15 protein-coding genes and 1 riboswitch are annotated in these 17,595 nt (G+C 62.3%); of the genes, 9 read left to right on the forward strand and 6 right to left on the reverse strand.

Going from position 1 to position 17,595, the window contains the following annotated elements:
• Positions 1-38 precede the first annotated feature (38 nt).
• Both ACLK1G_RS15215 and ACLK1G_RS15220 read left to right on the forward strand, forming a co-directional pair.
• Entirely contained in the window at positions 39-803 is a 765-nt protein-coding gene (locus tag ACLK1G_RS15215) for a glycosyltransferase family 2 protein (protein ID WP_420766154.1), read from the forward strand.
• Between the two features lie 48 nt (positions 804-851).
• Positions 852-1,955 carry a glycosyltransferase gene (locus ACLK1G_RS15220; protein WP_420766155.1) on the forward strand — a complete coding sequence of 368 codons (1,104 nt, stop codon included), beginning with the start codon at positions 852-854 and terminating at the stop codon, positions 1,953-1,955.
• Here ACLK1G_RS15220 and ACLK1G_RS15225 read toward each other — a convergent pair.
• A complete protein-coding gene (locus tag ACLK1G_RS15225) occupies positions 1,941-2,546 on the reverse strand; it encodes a BUD32 family EKC/KEOPS complex subunit (RefSeq protein ID WP_420766313.1) in 606 nt (201 codons plus the stop codon). The genes ACLK1G_RS15220 and ACLK1G_RS15225 overlap by 15 nt on opposite strands.
• Positions 2,547-2,653: 107 nt before the next feature.
• Here ACLK1G_RS15225 and ACLK1G_RS15230 point away from each other — a divergent pair, with 107 nt between their 5' ends.
• From ACLK1G_RS15230 to hldE, 4 genes are all read left to right on the forward strand, one after another.
• The gene (locus ACLK1G_RS15230; RefSeq protein ID WP_420766156.1) at positions 2,654-3,826 is read left to right on the forward strand and encodes an O-antigen ligase family protein; all 1,173 of its coding nucleotides are present in this window, start codon (positions 2,654-2,656) and stop codon (positions 3,824-3,826) included.
• Between the two features lie 15 nt (positions 3,827-3,841).
• Complete coding sequence (gene msbA, locus ACLK1G_RS15235) at positions 3,842-5,647, forward strand: lipid A export permease/ATP-binding protein MsbA (protein ID WP_420766157.1); 1,806 nt, start codon at positions 3,842-3,844, stop codon at positions 5,645-5,647.
• Positions 5,648-5,698: 51 nt separating this feature from the next.
• Entirely contained in the window at positions 5,699-6,325 is a 627-nt protein-coding gene (cysC, locus tag ACLK1G_RS15240) for an adenylyl-sulfate kinase (protein WP_420766158.1), read from the forward strand.
• Positions 6,326-6,409: 84 nt separating this feature from the next.
• Positions 6,410-7,831: a bifunctional D-glycero-beta-D-manno-heptose-7-phosphate kinase/D-glycero-beta-D-manno-heptose 1-phosphate adenylyltransferase HldE gene (gene hldE / locus ACLK1G_RS15245; RefSeq protein ID WP_420766159.1), complete on the forward strand. Its 1,422-nt coding sequence runs from the start codon at positions 6,410-6,412 to the stop codon at positions 7,829-7,831.
• Between the two features lie 88 nt (positions 7,832-7,919).
• On the opposite strand, the gene ACLK1G_RS15250 is transcribed toward hldE, so the two are convergent.
• The 4 genes from ACLK1G_RS15250 to ACLK1G_RS15265 all read right to left on the reverse strand — a co-directional run bounded on the left by ACLK1G_RS15250 (position 7,920) and on the right by ACLK1G_RS15265 (position 11,346).
• The gene (locus ACLK1G_RS15250) at positions 7,920-8,885 is read right to left on the reverse strand and encodes a metal ABC transporter ATPase (RefSeq protein ID WP_420766160.1); all 966 of its coding nucleotides are present in this window, start codon (positions 8,883-8,885) and stop codon (positions 7,920-7,922) included.
• 34 nt (positions 8,886-8,919) lie between these two features.
• Positions 8,920-9,732 (reverse strand): aldo/keto reductase, encoded by an 813-nt coding sequence (locus ACLK1G_RS15255; protein ID WP_420766161.1) that lies wholly within the window; start codon positions 9,730-9,732, stop codon positions 8,920-8,922.
• Positions 9,729-10,904 carry an NAD(P)/FAD-dependent oxidoreductase gene (locus ACLK1G_RS15260; protein ID WP_420766162.1) on the reverse strand — a complete coding sequence of 392 codons (1,176 nt, stop codon included), beginning with the start codon at positions 10,902-10,904 and terminating at the stop codon, positions 9,729-9,731. Before ACLK1G_RS15260 ends, ACLK1G_RS15255 begins: the two co-directional genes overlap by 4 nt.
• 109 nt (positions 10,905-11,013) lie before the next feature.
• Positions 11,014-11,346, reverse strand: coding sequence for a DMT family transporter (locus ACLK1G_RS15265; protein WP_109752132.1), 333 nt, complete (start codon positions 11,344-11,346; stop codon positions 11,014-11,016).
• Between the two features lie 103 nt (positions 11,347-11,449).
• On the opposite strand from ACLK1G_RS15265, the gene ACLK1G_RS15270 reads away from it, so the two are divergent.
• Both ACLK1G_RS15270 and waaA read left to right on the forward strand, forming a co-directional pair.
• Entirely contained in the window at positions 11,450-12,340 is an 891-nt protein-coding gene (locus tag ACLK1G_RS15270) for a LysR family transcriptional regulator (RefSeq protein ID WP_420766163.1), read from the forward strand.
• 22 nt (positions 12,341-12,362) lie between these two features.
• A complete protein-coding gene (waaA, locus tag ACLK1G_RS15275; RefSeq protein ID WP_420766164.1) occupies positions 12,363-13,637 on the forward strand; it encodes a lipid IV(A) 3-deoxy-D-manno-octulosonic acid transferase in 1,275 nt (424 codons plus the stop codon).
• A gap of 157 nt (positions 13,638-13,794) precedes the next feature.
• On the opposite strand, the gene ACLK1G_RS15280 is transcribed toward waaA, so the two are convergent.
• Positions 13,795-15,234 (reverse strand): TolC family outer membrane protein, encoded by a 1,440-nt coding sequence (locus ACLK1G_RS15280; protein WP_420766314.1) that lies wholly within the window; start codon positions 15,232-15,234, stop codon positions 13,795-13,797.
• 157 nt (positions 15,235-15,391) lie between these two features.
• Positions 15,392-15,497, forward strand: a riboswitch (TPP riboswitch).
• 175 nt (positions 15,498-15,672) lie between these two features.
• Here ACLK1G_RS15280 and thiC point away from each other — a divergent pair.
• Entirely contained in the window at positions 15,673-17,562 is a 1,890-nt protein-coding gene (gene thiC / locus ACLK1G_RS15285) for a phosphomethylpyrimidine synthase ThiC (protein WP_420766165.1), read from the forward strand.
• The last annotated feature ends 33 nt before the right edge of the window (positions 17,563-17,595 follow it).

Consider the following 17,595-nt stretch of genomic DNA (forward strand, 5'->3'; position numbering starts at 1 on the left):
CCAACGACCTGGGTGGCATTTGACTAGATGGTATTTCAGTGCAGTTTTCCGACGATAGTGACATCACCCTGGTGGTCACCAGTTGCGGCCGGCTCGACCTGCTCAAGCGGACGCTCGAGAGTTTCGACCGTTTCAATACTGCGCCTATCCGCGAAGTGTTCATTACCGAAGATGCGGGCGACGATGGGGTGCATGAGGTCCTTCCTGCCCATTGGAAGGCGCACTGCACGGTTTTCATCAATCGGCCGAAGCTGGGGCAGCTGGCGTCGATCGATCTGGCCTACGGACACGTCAAGACAGCGTATATCTTCCACTGCGAGGATGACTGGGAGTTCTACCGCCCGGGGTTCGTGGAGGACTCTCTGACGGTCCTGCAACTGCGGCCCGAGATTCTCCAGGTATGGCTGCGCAATTATGTCTACGACCTGTGTGTCCACAGTCCCTACATTCGCTTGGGCGAGCGTCAGCTGATCGGCGGCGTGCCGTGCTATCCACTGATATCCGACAAGCCTGAATGGCAGAGTTTTTCCCTCAACCCTGGCCTGCGCCGTTTGAAGGAATACCAGTTGTGCGCCCCGTTTGCCGGTTTTGGTGGCGAAAAGGCCCTGTCGCTTCGTTACGCTCAACTGAACTTGACCGCGGTCACCCTCGAAGGGGATGCTGTTTTACACACTGGATTCGGTGTCCATGTCGAAGTCCCTGTCGAACGCCAGCGCAAGGCGCGTCGCAGGCGCCGTGAGCAAATCAAGCTCTTTCTGATCCTTTTGCTCGGAGTCTGTGTTGGCTGGCTTATCAATTATTGAGTTTCTCGAAGCACGAGTTCGGGTCCGCGATCAAAGGTTTGCTGCTCGATGAGCATTATTAATGTTATGTGGGCAGGCGGTTCGCCATTCGCTTCGGTGCATAAGGTCCATCGCCAGATACTTTCACAAATCGACCCGGCGATGCCTGTCAGGACATGGCTCTTGCAGGGCTCGGAATCTGCGTGCCTGGAGGGCGTGGGTCCGGCGCGTGAATGGAACCTGACCTCGGCGAAACTCAAGGGGCGGCACTTCTGGCGCCTGTTCAGGCCCTGGATGCACAGCCGTTTTCGCCAGGCGCTGCTCGACAGCGCTGCCCAAGTGGTCCTGCTCGACGGCCTCGGTGTGGCTCGTACCCTGTTGCCAGTATTGAAGGACATGCCGCACATCCATGTGGTGGTGATATTCCACGGGGCGACACGGCTCAATGCCGTGGGCCGGGATCTGCTGCGCGGCTTTGCGCCCTCGCGCCTGGCCCTGGCTGCGGTGTCGCAGACATTGGCGGCATCGCTGCAGGAAGCGCTGGGGTTGCCGGTCACTGCGTTGCGCAGTGCATTCGATCCGGCTGGATTCCAGACCTGCCTCCTGCCACGTGAAGAGGCTCGTGCCCGGATGCACTTGCCTTTGGCGGGCCCCCGCATATTCGGCGCCGTGGGGCGGCTGGTGGACAAGAAGGGCTTCGCCAGTTTGCTCGATGCCTTTGCCCTGGCGGCTGTCGCGCAGCCTGACTGGCGCTTGGTGATCGTCGGCGAAGGGCCTGCACGGGAAGCACTGCAGGCGCGCATCGACCAGCCGGACCTGGTCGACAAGGTATTGCTTGCGGGGCATCTGGAAGACGTGGCGAAGCTCTATAGAGCGTTCGACTGGGTGCTGGTCCCCTCCTTTGAAGAGGGCCTTGGCCTGATTCTCCAGGAGGCGATCCTGGCCGGCGTTCCGGTGCTGGCCAGTGACCTGGCGGTGTTCCGCGAACAGCTGGCCGATGCCGGTTGGTATGCGCCTGCCGGCGATGAGACTGCCTGGGGCGAGGCGATCACGCGGGCTTCAGAGGCTTCGGCCGAAGCCGTCGCGGCGGCGCAATACCAGGCATTGGCGCCGGACGAGGCATGGGCGGGTTTCTGCCGGACCGCCCGGGAATTGATCTCAGGCAGGCAGTAGGGCGTTTTCCAGCGCTTGCATCGGAAAGCTCCCGTTCAGGTTTTCCCGCGCAATATAACGAGCGAAATGCTGCAAGTTGCGGCGCGCCAGATAGCGCGGCAATGGCGAGCGCAGGAAGCGCATGTCGGCGACATCGATCAGCCCCAGGGTGTTTTCCGGAGTGACGACGATATTGCCCAAGTGCAACGAACGAAAATAGACACCACGGGCGTGGAGGCTGCGGATCAGTTCGATCAGGTCCGGGAGGCGCTGTTGCCAGCTGAAGCTCTCCTGATTCGACAATTGGCGCAGGGTTTTTCCCGGAAGCGGCCGATACAGTACGGCGGTCATGCCGGGCTTTTGCAGTTTGTAGTAGGCAAGCACTTCGAGAGTCGGTACGCCGAGTTCTTGCAAGCGGGCCGCGTTTTTGATGAATCGCGTCGAATAGGGCCTCAACAGGGCTGACGAAAATAGCCGCTTGCGGCGAAACAGTTTGAGGATGTTTCCATCCTGCAACAGATAGACTTTTGGGCCGTAGCTGTCGGCCTCCAGAATGCTGGCGCCTTCAATCAATTGATTCAAAGCGGCTTGGGGAAGCCGTGAGGATTGCATCGTAGGGAAACCTTGTTGAAAGAACCGGTGCCGTGGCGGGCCATGATGCCCAAAAGTTTTTGTTTTAACCATGCCGGTTTGGCTGGTACATCGATTAGGAGCTTTGGATGCAAGCAACACGTTGGGCGCAGGTATGGATGGCCTTTGGCTTGTCATGGTTTTTGCTGGCGATCGCACTGGCACCCGCCAACAAGGTTTATCAACAAGGAATGATCGCTTTCGTCTGGTTGCCCGCGATCCTGTTCGCCTGGCCCGCGCGGCACAGGCTGGTGGAGTTATGGCGCGCCCAGCGCTTGATCTACACGGCGTTGCTGGCATTGATGGCGTGGGCATTGATCACCCTGTTCTGGGCCGAGTCGCCGGAGCCCGTGCGCGAAGCCAAGCGGTTGTTATACATCCTGATATTCCTGATGTTCTTCCCGATTTTCGCTGACGGTCGACCTGAGCGGGTGATCCGTATCATGCAGTGGGGCGGTGTTGGGCTAGCCCTGACGGCCTTGATGGCAATGATTCATTTCTATGGCATCGAGAACCAGCGCTGGGTGGCGCGTCTCGAGGGGCTGGGCGAGTTGTCCCATCCGATCCTCGGTGGCTACGTGATTGGCCTCGCGGCGATCTGGATGCTGCATTGGGTGCCGCGTCGTATCGGGCTGCAAGCTGTGTGTGCCGTGGCCTTGGCTCTGCTGGGCTTGTTCGTGGTCATGAGCCAGAGTCGCGGCGCGGCCCTGGCCTTGTTGCTCAGCGTACTGGCCATGCCGCTTTACTGCCGGGACTCGCGTACTCGTTTGATTGCCGCCGCGGCGCTGGTGCTGGCGATGGTGACTTTCTGGTTGCTGGAACCCTTGGTGATGGCCCGCGGAGCTTCCTATCGTCCGGAAATTTTTGCGTCCAGCCTGCAGATTATTTCCGAGCATCCCTGGGGGGGGCTGGGATTGGCAGGCGACTACCGGGTTCCTGTCGGTGGCCGTTTGTTCGACCACTCGCATAACCTGTTCACCCACGTTGCCATTCAGTTGGGCCTGCCCGGAATGTTGATATGGTGTGTGGTCTGGTTCGCGGTGCTGCGCGAGGCCTGGCGTGCCCGTGACACCCTGCTGGGCCGAGGCGTGCTGGGCATGTGGGTGTTTTCGTTCCTGGCGATGCAGTTCGACGCGGCGAGCCTGACGGGCACCCCGCGCGCCGAGTGGTTCATCACTTGGCTGCCGGTCGGCATGGCCAGCCTTTTGACCTGGGCGCGGGCCAATCCCGATGGCTGTGATAAAATCCCGCGCTCTTCCTAACCAGTGAGCTCGACGATGAGTGACGCACCGCCTAAAGCGGAACAGGATTCCAGCCTGAAAATCTATTTCCGGCTGCTGGGATACGTCAAACCCTACTTGGGCATTTTCCTGCTGAGTATCGTGGGCTTCGTGATATTTGCGTCCACCCAGCCCATGCTGGCCGGGATTCTCAAATATTTTGTCGACGGGTTGAGCAATCCCGATGCGGTACTGTTTCCCAGCGTGCCGTATCTCAAGGATTTGAAGCTGCTGATGGCCGTGCCGCTGCTGATCATCCTGATCGCTGCCTGGCAGGGCCTGGGGTCGTTCCTGGGCAACTATTACCTGGCCAAGGTCTCGCTGGGGCTGGTGCATGATCTGCGGGTCGAGTTGTTCAACAAGCTGCTGGTCCTGCCCAACCGCTATTTCGACACCCACAATTCCGGTCATCTGATTTCCCGGATCACCTTCAACGTGACCATGGTCACCGGTGCTGCCACGGACGCCATCAAGGTGGTGATTCGCGAAGGCCTCACCGTGGTGTTCCTCTTCGCTTACCTTGTGTGGATGAACTGGAAACTGACCTTGGTGATGCTGGCGATCCTGCCATTGATTGCAGTGATGGTCAGCAGCACCAGCAAGAAATTCCGCAAGCAAAGCAAAAAGATCCAGGTGGCCATGGGCGACGTGACCCACGTCGCCTCCGAGACCATCCAGGGTTATCGGGTGGTGCGCAGCTTCGGTGGCGAGGCCTATGAAGAGCAGCGTTTTGCCAGCGCCAGCCAAGGCAATACCGACAAACAACTGCGCATGACCCGCACCGGCGCGGTCTACACGCCGATGCTGCAATTGGTGATTTACACCGCCATGGCCGCGCTGATGTTCCTGGTACTGTTCCTGCGCGGTGACGCGACAGCGGGCGATCTGGTGGCCTACATCACCGCGGCGGGCCTGCTGCCCAAGCCGATTCGCCAACTCTCGGAAGTCAGCTCCACGATCCAGAAGGGAGTGGCGGGCGCCGAAAGCATCTTCGAGCAACTGGACGTCGAGCCCGAAGTGGATAAAGGCACGGTCGAGCAGGAGCGCGTGAGCGGCCGTCTCGATGTGCGCAACCTGAGCTTTACCTACCCTGGCGCCGATCGGGAAGTGCTCAAGGACATCAGCTTCACCGCTGACCCTGGGCAGATGATCGCCCTGGTAGGGCGGTCGGGCAGCGGCAAGTCGACCCTGGCCAGCCTGATCCCGCGTTTCTATCACCACGAAGTCGGTCAGATCCTGCTCGATGACGTGGAAATCGAAGATTATCGACTGCGCAACCTGCGCCGGCATGTGGCCCAGGTGACCCAGCACGTCACGTTGTTCAACGATACGGTGGCCAACAATATCGCCTACGGCGACCTGGCCGGCGCGCCGCGGGCCGACATCGAAAAAGCCGCCCAGGACGCCTACGCGATGGATTTCATCGCTCAGCTTCCCCACGGCCTGGACACCGAGGTCGGCGAAAACGGCGTGCTGTTGTCTGGTGGCCAGCGCCAACGGCTGGCGATTGCCCGGGCATTGTTGAAAAACGCGCCGCTGTTGATCCTCGATGAGGCCACCTCGGCACTGGACACCGAGTCCGAGCGGCATATCCAGGCCGCGCTGGACCAGGTCATGAAAGGCCGTACGACCCTGGTCATTGCGCATCGGCTGTCGACCATCGAAAAGGCCGACATGATCCTGGTCATGGACCAGGGGCGCATCGTCGAACGCGGCACCCATGGCGAACTGCTCGCGCAAAATGGCTATTACGCGCGTCTTCATGCCATGGGCTTGGATGTTCCCACCCAGGACATCGCCTGAATACGAGGCCAAGGCTATGCTCTTGTGCATGACGACGATGGAATGCTCGACATGGATGAGACAACAAGGGCATCAAAGCGACAACCGCAGGCTCAGCCGGGAGCGCTGACACTTTCGCCCTCGGACCGGGCGGCCATCAAGATCCAGCGGCCTCGCTGTTTCTGGTTGACCGGGCTGTCGGGGGCTGGAAAGTCGACCTTGGCCAATGCCCTGGAAGTTCGCCTTCACCAGCAAGGCCTGCATACCGCTTTGCTGGACGGCGACAACCTGCGCAGGGGGCTTTGCAGTGACCTTGGGATGGATGCCGGCTCCCGAAAGGAAAACGTGCGGCGAATAGCCGAAGTGGCGCGCTTGATGGTAGAAGCAGGGCTGATTGTCATCGTCGCGGCGATTTCGCCGTTTCGGGCCGATCGAGACGCGGCACGACGGCTCTTTTCCCAAAATGACTTCATCGAAGTCTACGTCAGTACGCCGTTCGACGTGTGTGCCGAGCGCGACCCCAAGGGGCTGTACCGCGAAGCCCTCGCCGGGCGGATCAAGCATTTCACCGGTCTCGATAGTCCTTACGAGGCGCCGCTGGCGGCCGAATGCGAAATCGATACCAGCGAGATGGAGCTGGCCCAGGCCTGCGCGCAGATGATGGCATTGCTGTGTGAAAACAATGAAAGCGCGGCTTGATACTTCCGGTCACCGCCATGGACGAGCCTCCCCCAACCCTGTGCTAATATCGCGCCCCTGTTCATTTTGTATGTGGGATGTTCCATGAAGTTGTCCATGCCGCGATTCGATCAAGCCCCTGTATTGGTGGTCGGCGATGTCATGCTCGACCGCTATTGGCATGGCGGTACATCACGGATTTCCCCCGAGGCGCCGGTACCGGTGGTCAGGGTCGAGCACATCGAGGACCGTCCCGGCGGTGCCGCCAACGTTGCCCTGAACATCGCCGCCCTCGGCGCCCCGGCTTCCCTGGTCGGCGTGACCGGTGACGATGAAGCGGCAGAGAGCCTGGCCAACAGCCTGGAAGGCGCTGGCGTGCGGGCGATCTTCCAGCGCATCGCGCACCAGCCGACCATCGTCAAGCTGCGGGTCATCAGTCGTCACCAGCAACTGCTGCGCATCGACTTCGAAGAACCGTTCGCCACCGACCCGCTGTCCCTGGGCGCCGAGGTCGACAACCTGCTCGACGGTATCAAGGTCCTGGTGTTGTCGGACTACGGCAAGGGCGCGTTGAAGAACCATCAAGTGCTGATCCAGGCTGCCCGTGCCCGTGGCATTCCCGTGCTGGCCGACCCCAAGGGCAAGGATTTTTCCATCTACCGTGGCGCGAGCCTGATTACCCCTAACCTCAGCGAGTTCGAAGCCATCGTCGGTGGTTGCGCCGATGAGCACGAACTGGTGAGCAAGGGCGCACAGCTGATGCACGACCTGGATCTTGGGGCGTTGCTGGTTACCCGCGGCGAGCACGGCATGACCCTGCTGCGTCCCGATCATCCGGCCCTGCACCTTCCGGCCCGTGCCCGCGAAGTATTTGACGTGACGGGCGCCGGTGACACGGTGATCTCCACCCTGGCCGCGGCGATTGCCGCCGGCGAGGAACTGCCCCACGCGGTTGCCCTGGCGAACCTGGCGGCGGGCATTGTCGTCGGCAAGCTGGGTACGGCGGCGATCAGCGCCCCGGAACTGCGGCGCGCGATCCAGCGCGAAGAGGGATCGGAGCGCGGTGTGCTGGGGCTGGAGCAACTATTGCTGGCTGTCGATGACGCGCGCGCCCATAAAGAGAAAATCGTTTTCACCAACGGTTGTTTCGACATCCTCCATGCTGGCCATGTGACCTACCTCGAGCAGGCCCGGGCCCAGGGTGATCGCTTGATCGTCGCGGTCAATGACGATGCTTCCGTGAGCCGCTTGAAAGGGCCGGGCCGGCCGATCAACAGCGTCGACCGCCGCATGGCGGTCCTGGCCGGCCTTGGCGCGGTGGATTGGGTGATCAGCTTCAGCGAAGGCACGCCGGAAAACCTGTTGCGCCAGGTCAAGCCGGATGTGCTGGTCAAGGGCGGCGACTACGGTATCGACCAGGTCGTGGGTGCCGACATCGTTTCCGCCTATGGGGGCACGGTGAAGGTGCTGGGGCTGGTGGAAAACAGCTCGACGACGGCGATTGTGGAAAAGATCCGCAATAACTGATTTATCTGACAAAGCGCAGCACTTGTGGATGCGAGCACGCTCGCTCCCACAAGGGTTCGTTGTCCGGTCAGAAAAATCGGCGTCAGGCCTAACGAGCCACCTTGCTCGGGACGATTTTCTTGAGCAGCTGCCGCGCCTTGCCCTTGAGCCGGGTCAGCCCGGACTCCTTGCCCGGTGGCGTCAGCCCTTGCTGGCGTAGCCAGTCCTTCCAGCGAATCCGCTCGTCACGCACCAGCCAACCGTCCTGCCGGGCGAAGCTCTCCGCCAGGTATAAGCCACGGGTGCTGGCCGCAAGCAGCTGATCTTTCTTCAACGTATACAGTTCGGGCAGCGGTTGTCCGTCCTGCAGCGGCATCAGGTAAAGATCGGGTCGCTTGCGGTCCAGGCGCGCCACCAATTGGTCGCCCTCCAGACGCTCATCGACATGAAACAGGCTCAGTGACTTGGCTTCCTTGGGCACGTCCAGGCGCAAGTCATAAATCAATTGCAGGGAGGCCGTCGGCAGATGCACGTAGGCCCGTGGTCGTTCGATCAGTTGCAGATTGGCGCAGCGCACCGGCCGGGCCGAGCCGGACAGCGGAGCCAGGCGAAACGGCAAGGCTTCGCGATAATGCAGTGCGCTCGAATAAGGCGCCGGGAGCCAAGTGTCGTTGAAGCGTCCGCCGAGCCAACCTTCAGGTGTTTCCAAAAGGCATTCTTCGGCTATTTCGTTGATGGCGGTAAGCAGCGGCAGGTTCAGCTCATGGGCCGGTACATAGCCGGAGATCAGCTTGAGCACCACGTCGCCGCGATCCTGGCGACGCTGACGCACCAATACCCAATACTCGCGGTTCTGCCAGTGCAGGGTCAGGCGCACCGAGACGCCCAGGTTCGCAAGCTCCACGGAGAAACGCTCGGCATCGTCCACAGCCACGGGACGCCGCCGCTGCAAGGTCTGGGCAAAATTGAGCGGCATTCCCACGCTCTGGTAAGTCAGGCCTTCGGGAGTCGCTTCGACGGAAAGGGGCAGAGTCTTGAAGTTACTTGGATTTTTTCTGATGAGCGTACGCGGCATGTCGGCTCCTTCCTTAAGGCCGCGTAGGGCGGCGTCAGTTTCTGCGTAGGACCTTGGCTACGGTCGCAACGTTGTGGGCGAGGTGCAGCGGATTGATGGTGCCGACAATAGCACTGGCAACCCCGGGATGCTCAAACAACAGTTCAAAGCTGGCGCGAACCGGGTCCTCACCGGGGCTCAGGCAGGCATGACCGCTGGCCAGGGCTTTTTTCACCAGGATCGCCTTGCCGTGCTCGGCCGCGTACTCAATGACCGCCTTTTCGCTTCGTTCGTTCAGATTGTAGGTGACCATCGCGCAATCACCTTGCTCCAGGGCTTTCAAGCCACCGTCGACGGTCTTGCCAGAGAATCCGAAGCCGCCGATCTTGCCCTCGCGCTTGAGCGCCGCCAGGGTCGGGTAGACCTCGCTGTCGTCGAGGATCGCCAGGTCATTGCCGTCCGAATGCACCAGTACCAGGTCGATGTAGTCCGTTTCCAGGCGCTGGAGGCTGCGCTCAACCGAGAGCCGCGTATGAGCAGCGCTGAAGTCATGACGGGACTGGCCATCGCTGAATTCCTCGCCGACTTTGCTGACGATCACCCAGTCGTGACGCTGGCCGCGCAACAGCGGCCCGAGGCGTTCCTCGCTGCGGCCATAGGCAGGCGCGGTGTCGATCAGGTTGATGCCCAGGTCGCGCGCCAGCTTGAGCAGCATGCGCGCTTCGGTGTCATCCGGAATCTGGAAACCGCTGGGGTACTTGACGCCCTGGTCGCGGCCCAGCTTGACCGTGCCCAGGCCCAGGGGCGAAACCAACGGGCCGTTTTTGCCCAGCGGGCGACGCAGGTCGTGGAGTGTCGGTTGGCTCATGGCAGCAGTTGCTCCCAGGCGGGAACGCCCATGGGCGGCTTGGGCAGGTCCGGCAGCGGGGCGGTATGGCTGGGCTGGATACCATCGCGTTGCAGCGCGGCGATCACCCGGTCGGAGAAGTCCGGGGCCAAGGCGAGCTTGGTCGGCCAGCCCACCAGCAGGCGACCCTGTTCGGCGACAAAGGCGTTATCCGGGCGGGTCAGGCCCGATTGCAGCGGCTCGGCGCGGGCGACCCGCAACGTGGCCCATTGTGCGGTGCTCAGGTCGATCCATGGCAGCAACTGGCCGAGCTCTTTCTGGGCGACGGCGATCTGCGCAGCGGGCTCGCGGGCGACGGCATCCCCCTCGGCAAGATCGCCTCCCAGGTACCAGACCCATTGGCCATCGGCGGCCGGATGGGTGGTCACAGTCACCCGGGGCTTCGGCCCGCCACCCAGGCAATGGGCGTAAAGCGGCTTGAGGCTGGGCCCCTTCGCCAGGACCATGTGCAACGGCCGGGTCTGCATGGCCGGCTGGTCGAGGCCCAGGGCGCGGAGCAGGTCGGCGGTGCCGCCGCCGGCACTGAGGACGATGCGCTGGGCGCGGATTTCGCGACCGTCGACCTTCAGCCCGACAAGTTGGCCTTCCTCGTGCAGCGGTTCGACCTGCTGCCCGGCCAGCAGGCTGTCGCCGGCCAGGTCTGCCAGGCGCTCGATCAGGCTGGGAACATCCACTACCAACTCGGCCAGGCGGTAGACCTTGCCTTTGAAACGCTTGTCTTGCAGGGCTGGCGGCAGTTGGTCGCCCTTGACCTGGTCGACGCGCCCGCGCACGGCCTTGCTGGCGAAAAAGCTCGTGAGGTTGCCGGCCAGGGTGCCTGGGGACCAGAGGTAATGGGCGTCGGACAACATGCGTACCCCCGACAGGTCCAGCTCACCGTCGCCCTTGAGGGCCTCGCGCCAACGGCGCGGCATGTCGGCAATGGCTTCCGAGGCGCCAGTCAGGGCTCCGTGCAACGCATACTTGGCGCCGCCATGGATGATGCCCTGGGATTTGACGCTCTGCCCGCCGCCAAGGCTGGCGCTTTCCACCAGCACGGTTGAAAACCCCTGGCGGCGCAAGCGCGCATTCAGCCAGAGGCCGGCGACTCCGGCGCCGACAATGAGGATGTCGGTGGAAATAACGGATGGCATGCAGCGACCTCGGAGGAAATTAAGCGGCAAGTTTCAAGCTTCGAGCTGCAAGTTACAAGCGAGAGGGTATCGCTTGTGCTTGCAGCTTGAGGCTTGGAGCTGCACTGCTTCAATGTCCTGCAGTCTTGGAAAACAACTGGATCACCACCACCCCCAACACAATCAACGCCATCCCCAGCATCGCCGGCACGTCCAGTTTCTGCCCATAGATAAACAGCGCCGCGACGCTGACCATCACGATCCCCAAGCCGGCCCAGACCGCATAGGCCACCCCCACTGGAACGGTGCGCACCACCAGCGTCAGCATCCAGAACGCAGTGCCATAGCCGGCGATGACCAACAACAAGGGCAGGGGCGTGCTCAAGCCCTTGATCGCTTTCATCGATACGGTGGCGATCACTTCGGCGCAGATGGCGATGGCGAGGTAGTAATAGGCGTTCATGAGCGATTCCTCTCGGGTCGTTGCGTCGTTCGATGGGCCCATTCTAGGGAATGGCCAAATGGGGTAAAGTCATTACCTATCTGCGATAGAGATAGGTTGAGCGATGAATGTTCAGTGGAATCTGGAGCAATTGCGACTGTTCGTCGGTGTCGCCGAGAAGCGGTCGTTTTCCGCGGTGGCCCGGGATCAGCGCAAGGCTCAGTCGGCTGTCAGCAGTGCGATTGCACTGCTGGAAGAGGACCTGGGGGTGAGCCTGTTCGAGCGCAGCAGTGGTCGCCAGCCCAAACTCACCGATGCGGGCGTGGCGCTGCTTGAGGAGGCCCGGGAAGTGTTACGCCAATGCGAACGCCTCAACGGCCGGGCCTTGGCCCTGATGCGCGGGCAGGAGGCATCGCTACGCCTGGCCCAGGACGAGGCCATGCCCTATCAGCCCGTTATCGACAGCCTGGCGGCGCTGGCCGAACGGTTTCCCACTCTAGAAGTGCAACTGGCCAGCGCCGCCCAGGGCGATGTGGCGCGCAAGCTGGTGGAGCGTCGCGCCGATCTCGGGTTGTTGTTCTATCACGATCAGATTCCCGAGGCGCTGGAGCGCCGGGTATTGGGTAGCGTCGAGATGGTCACGGTGTGCGGCCGGGGGCATCCCTTGGCGAGCCATGATTACGTGACCTGCCTGGAGATGGCCCGGCACCGGCAATTGCTGATGGCGACCCAATCCAGTGTCTATCCCGGCAGCGAGCAGGCCAGCCCGCAAGTCTGGCGGGCCGACAGCTTCTATGTGCTGGCCGAGTGGTTGAGAAGTGGCCTGGGCTGGGCCTGGCTGCCGCGGCACGTCGTGCAGTACCCGGCGTACCTGGGGGACATGGTCGAGCTCAACAGTGAATGGACCCCGCCGGCCCTGGTGGTGGAGCTGGTCTGGCGCCGCGACGAACCCCTGGGCCCGGCGGCCCGTTGGCTGGCGGAACGTTTTGCCGTGCAGTTGCAGGCGCTCGGCTGAAAAACCGATAAACTCCGCCGCCATGAACAGAACTCTCTATAGCGCATTGTTTTATCTGGGGCTGCCACTGGTGGCGATTCGGCTGTGGCTGCGGGCTCGCAAGGCACCGGCGTATGCGCGGCGTATCGGCGAGCGTTTCTCGTGGGGCTTGCCGACGATGGCGCCGGGCGGCATCTGGGTCCACGCGGTGTCAGTGGGCGAGAGCATTGCCGCTGCGCCGATGATTCGCGCGTTGTTGCAACGCTACCCACAACTGCCGATCACGGTGACGTGCATGACGCCCACCGGTTCGGAGCGGATCAAGGCGTTGTTCGCCGATGAGCCGCGCATCCAGCATTGCTACCTGCCTTATGACCTGCCGTGCGCGGCCAAGCGTTTTCTCGACCAGGTCCGGCCGAAACTGGCGGTGATCATGGAAACCGAACTGTGGCCCAACCACATCCATCAATGCGCCCTGCGCGGTATCCCCGTGGCGTTGGCCAACGCGCGGCTGTCGGAGCGTTCAGCGCGCGGTTATGCCCGTTTTCCCAAGCTGACCCGGCCGATGCTTGCTGAGATGGGCCTGTTTGCCGTGCAGACCGAAGCCGAGGCCGAGCGCTTTCGTCAACTCGGTGCCAGGGCGGAAACCGTTGAAGTGACCGGCTCCATCAAGTTCGACCTGACCATCGACCCGCAACTGCTGGAAAGCGCCAGTGCCTTGCGCCGTCAATGGCAAGCGGTGGAGCGACCGGTGTGGATCGCCGCCAGTACCCATGAGGGTGAGGACGAAGTGGTGCTGGCCGCCCATCGTCGGTTGCTCGGCAGCTACCCGGATGCGTTGCTGATTTTGGTGCCGCGTCATCCGGAACGGTTCGATGCGGTGGCGCAACTGTGCGAGCGTGAGGGCTTCGCCACGGTCCGGCGCTCCAGTGCCCGACCGGTCGACGCACAAACTTCGGTGCTGCTGGGCGACACCATGGGTGAACTGCTGTTTCTCTATGCGCTAGCCGACAGTGCGTTTGTCGGCGGCAGTCTGGTAGCCAACGGCGGGCACAACCTGCTGGAGCCGGCGGCGCTGGCAAAACCGGTGCTCAGCGGGCCGCACCTGTTCAACTTCCTTGAAATTGCCGCCCAACTGCGCGCGGCCGGAGCCTTGGCGGAAGTGGAAGATGCCCACGGCCTGGCCCTGGCCGTGCAGCGTCTGTTCGAACTGCCCCGGGATGCCCAGCGCATGGCCGAGTCGGGGTTGGCGGTGATGCGTCGCAACCAGGGCGCGTTGCAGCGGTTGTTGGATGGGTTGGGGCGCTTGCTCGACTGAGCTCTGTGGCGAGGGAGCTTGCTCCCGCTCGGCTGCGAAGCAGTCGTAGGATCAGCGCTGCGGTTCTGGCCGGCAGAGCGCGGCCACTGGTTTTGGGCCTGCTTCGCAGGCCAGCGGGAGCAAGTTCCCTCGCCACAGGGGATTTGTCGCAGCTGTACTACTGCCCCGGCCGCGAGCGCAACTGTTGCGCCGCCGCTTGTGCCAGGTCTGGCGGCAGGAAGTCCTTGTCCGGGTTGTAGTCGGGCTTGAGGTAGCGGGACAGGGCTTGCAGGTCTTCCGGGCTCAAGGTCCCGGCGGCTTGCTTGAGGCGCAGGTTGTCCAGGATGTAGTCATAGCGGGCGTTGTTGTAGTCGCGCACCGAGGTGTACAGCTGGCGCTGGGCGTCGAGTACATCGACGATGTTGCGAGTGCCCACCTGGTAGCCGATCTCCGTGGCGTCCACCGCGCTCTGGTTCGAGATGATCGACTGGCGCCGGGCCTGGACCTGCTCCACATCGGTGTTCACCGCGCGATGCAGGTTGCGGGTGTTTTCCACCACCTGCCGGCGCAGGCCTTCGCGCTGCTGCTCGGTCTGGGTGAGTTGCGAGTAGGACTCGCGAACCTGGGAGCTGGTCAGCCCGCCGCTGTAGATCGGAATGCTCAATTGCAGGCCAATGGTGCGTTGCTCGGCGTCGCCACCGTAGCGCTGGCCGGTGGGGCTTGGGTTGGTGAAGCCGAGGCCGTCGTTGTCACCTTTGCGGTACTGGGCGATTGCATCGAGGGTCGGCGCGTGGCCGGCCTTGCGCTGGCGAACGGTGTCTTCGGCGGCATCGACGGCATAGTTGCTGGCCAGCAGGTTGAGGTTCTGCCTGGCGGCGGTGTCGACCCAGGCCTTGGCGTCGTTGGGCGCCGGCGGCAGGATCGGCAGGGTATGAACGACGCCCTGGATCGAATTGTACTGGCGGTTGGTCAGGGTGATCAGCGCTTCGAAGGCATCTTCGACCTGACGCTGGGCGATGATCCGATTGGCCCGGGCGGTGTCGTAGCTGGCCTGGGATTGCAGCACGTCGGTCTTGTCCGACAGGCCCACGTCGAAACGTTCGTTGGACTGGTCGAGCTGACGCTTGAACGCGGCTTCCTCAGCCTTGGTCGAGGCCAGGTTGTCCTGGCTGCGCAGCACGTTGAAATAGGCTTCAGCGCTTTGCAGGATCAGGTTCTGCTCGGTGGCGGACAGCTGCAGCGATGCTTGTTCATTGACCGATTTGGCCGCTTGCAGCTGGAACCAGCGGTCGGCGCGGAAGATCGGCTGCGACAAGGTGGCCTGGTAGACCGTTGAGCTGCGGTTGGCGGTCATCGCCGGTTGGTCGAGCTCGGTACGGGTGTTGTTCAGGTCGGCGCCGGCCGACAGGTTGGGCAGCAGCCCGGCGCGGGCCTGGGGCACCACTTCCTTCTGAGCACCATACTGGGCACGAGCGGCGGCCAGGTCGGCGTTGTTGTCCACCGCTTCCTGGTACACGCTGACCAGATCGGTCTTGGTGGATAAAGGCGCTTCGGCGGCCCAGGCCATTCCATTGGACGCACAAGACACGGCCAGGGCCAGTGAGAGTTTGCGCAGCATGAGGCGATCCCTTACGTTCAAATTGAATGCGCATAACAGGCGCGCGGCGTAGCGAGTGTAGTTGTGCGTACGCACGGCAACAATCCTGTATTTGCGCCATTCATCACGGCTTTTGCCCAGGCGATGGCGTTCTGCGCCGGTTGTGTCTAGACTGGCCGGGTTCTTGTCGGGGTGCCTTGCTATGAGGCTGAGATCGAATAATTTCGGATCCCGTTGAACCTGATCAGGTTAGCGCCTGCGTAGGGAACAAGATTTCTCGTCACCCGGCGAGTCCTCTTGTGCTTCGTCCGGGATGTTGTTCGACAATCGATTTCCGATTTTCGAACAGGCTCGAGCAGCAAGCACAGCGTCCGCACTGTCGTGCAGGGGCGCGTCCATTCGTTACAGGTTCGCTCCGACAAAAATCCACTGCCTGGATGTGTGTCTGGAGAGCCCGTGATGACGACAAAATCAAAAAACGCGACCAACCTCAGTGAATCGGCCCAGGTCGATCAGCAATCGGTTCAGCCCTTTACCCGCTCGCAAAAAATCTACGTCCAGGGCAGCCGCCCGGATATCCGCGTGCCCATGCGCGAAATCAGCCTCGACGTGACCCCCACCGACTTCGGCGGCGAAATCAACGCGCCGGTAGTGGTCTACGACACCTCGGGCCCCTACACCGACCCGAATGTGGTTATCGACGTGCGCAAAGGCCTGGCCGACGTGCGTTCGCCTTGGATCGAAGCCCGTGGCGACACCGAGCGCCTGGCGGGCCTGAGTTCCAACTTCGGCCAGGAGCGCCTGGCCGATCCCGAGCTGACCCAACTGCGCTTCGCCCACGTGAACAACCCGCGTCGCGCCAAGCCGGGCGCCAACGTCAGCCAGATGCACTATGCGCGCAAAGGCATCATCACCGCCGAGATGGAATACGTCGCCATCCGCGAAAACATGAAGCTGGAAGTGGCCCGCGCCGCCGGCCTGCTTGACCAGCAACACGCCGGCCACAGCTTCGGCGCCAGCGTGCCGAAAGTCATTACCCCGGAGTTCGTGCGGGACGAAATCGCCCGTGGTCGCGCGATCATCCCAGCCAACATCAACCACACTGAACTGGAACCGATGATCATCGGCCGTAACTTCCTGGTGAAGATCAACGGCAACATCGGCAACAGTGCCCTGGGTTCGTCCATCGAAGAAGAAGTGGCGAAGCTGACCTGGGGCATCCGCTGGGGTTCGGACACGGTCATGGACCTGTCCACCGGCAAGCACATCCATGAAACCCGCGAATGGATCATCCGCAATTCGCCCGTGCCCATCGGCACCGTGCCAATCTACCAGGCCCTGGAAAAGGTCGGCGGCGTGGCCGAAGACCTGACCTGGGAACTGTTCCGCGACACGCTGATCGAGCAGGCCGAGCAGGGCGTCGACTACTTCACCATCCACGCGGGCGTGTTGCTGCGCTATGTGCCGATGACCGCCAAGCGCGTCACCGGTATCGTCAGCCGTGGCGGTTCGATCATGGCCAAGTGGTGCCTGGCGCACCACAAGGAAAACTTCCTCTACACCCACTTCGAAGACATCTGCGAAATCATGAAGGCCTACGACGTCAGCTTCTCGCTGGGCGATGGCCTGCGTCCGGGCTCGATTGCCGACGCCAACGATGAAGCGCAGTTCGGCGAGCTGGAAACCCTTGGCGAGCTGACCAAGATCGCCTGGAAGCACGACGTCCAGTGCATGATCGAAGGCCCCGGCCATGTGCCGATGCAGTTGATCAAAGAGAACATGGACAAGCAGCTCGAGTGCTGCGACGAGGCGCCGTTCTACACCCTCGGCCCGCTGACCACCGACATCGCGCCGGGCTACGACCACATCACGTCCGGTATCGGTGCGGCGATGATCGGCTGGTTCGGTTGCGCCATGCTTTGCTACGTCACGCCGAAGGAGCACCTCGGCTTGCCGAACAAGGATGACGTGAAGACCGGGATCATCACCTACAAGATCGCCGCCCACGCCGCCGACCTTGCCAAGGGTCACCCGGGCGCGCAGATCCGCGACAACGCCTTGAGCAAGGCGCGTTTCGAGTTCCGCTGGGAAGACCAGTTCAACCTCGGCCTGGACCCGGACACCGCCCGTTCGTACCACGATGAAACCCTGCCGAAGGACTCGGCCAAGGTGGCGCATTTCTGCTCGATGTGCGGGCCGAAATTCTGCTCGATGAAAATCACCCAGGAAGTGCGTGAGTACGCGGCGAACCAGCGCATTGAAGCGGTGGACGTCGAAGTCGCCCAGGGGATGGCCGAGCAGGCGGAGCGGTTCAAGCAGGAAGGTAGTCAGCTTTACAAGAAAGTGTGATTTGAGCTGAAGAGGGCGGTGTTTTCACTGCCC

This window comes from Pseudomonas algeriensis, from assembly GCF_048847255.1.
Lineage (GTDB): Bacteria > Pseudomonadota > Gammaproteobacteria > Pseudomonadales > Pseudomonadaceae > Aquipseudomonas.

Coding starts and splice junctions, on each gene's coding strand:
- ACLK1G_RS15225 (WP_420766313.1), bottom strand. CDS start 2,546: ATGCAATCCTCACGGCTTCCCCAAGCCGCTTTGAATCAATTGATTGAA.
- cysC (WP_420766158.1), top strand. CDS start 5,699: ATGGATGAGACAACAAGGGCATCAAAGCGACAACCGCAGGCTCAGCCG.
- ACLK1G_RS15270 (WP_420766163.1), top strand. CDS start 11,450: ATGAATGTTCAGTGGAATCTGGAGCAATTGCGACTGTTCGTCGGTGTC.
- msbA (WP_420766157.1), top strand. CDS start 3,842: ATGAGTGACGCACCGCCTAAAGCGGAACAGGATTCCAGCCTGAAAATC.
- thiC (WP_420766165.1), top strand. CDS start 15,673: ATGACGACAAAATCAAAAAACGCGACCAACCTCAGTGAATCGGCCCAG.
- ACLK1G_RS15220 (WP_420766155.1), top strand. CDS start 852: ATGAGCATTATTAATGTTATGTGGGCAGGCGGTTCGCCATTCGCTTCG.
- waaA (WP_420766164.1), top strand. CDS start 12,363: ATGAACAGAACTCTCTATAGCGCATTGTTTTATCTGGGGCTGCCACTG.
- hldE (WP_420766159.1), top strand. CDS start 6,410: ATGAAGTTGTCCATGCCGCGATTCGATCAAGCCCCTGTATTGGTGGTC.
- ACLK1G_RS15250 (WP_420766160.1), bottom strand. CDS start 8,885: ATGCCGCGTACGCTCATCAGAAAAAATCCAAGTAACTTCAAGACTCTG.
- ACLK1G_RS15280 (WP_420766314.1), bottom strand. CDS start 15,234: ATGCTGCGCAAACTCTCACTGGCCCTGGCCGTGTCTTGTGCGTCCAAT.
- ACLK1G_RS15265 (WP_109752132.1), bottom strand. CDS start 11,346: ATGAACGCCTATTACTACCTCGCCATCGCCATCTGCGCCGAAGTGATC.
- ACLK1G_RS15260 (WP_420766162.1), bottom strand. CDS start 10,904: ATGCCATCCGTTATTTCCACCGACATCCTCATTGTCGGCGCCGGAGTC.
- ACLK1G_RS15255 (WP_420766161.1), bottom strand. CDS start 9,732: ATGAGCCAACCGACACTCCACGACCTGCGTCGCCCGCTGGGCAAAAAC.
- ACLK1G_RS15230 (WP_420766156.1), top strand. CDS start 2,654: ATGCAAGCAACACGTTGGGCGCAGGTATGGATGGCCTTTGGCTTGTCA.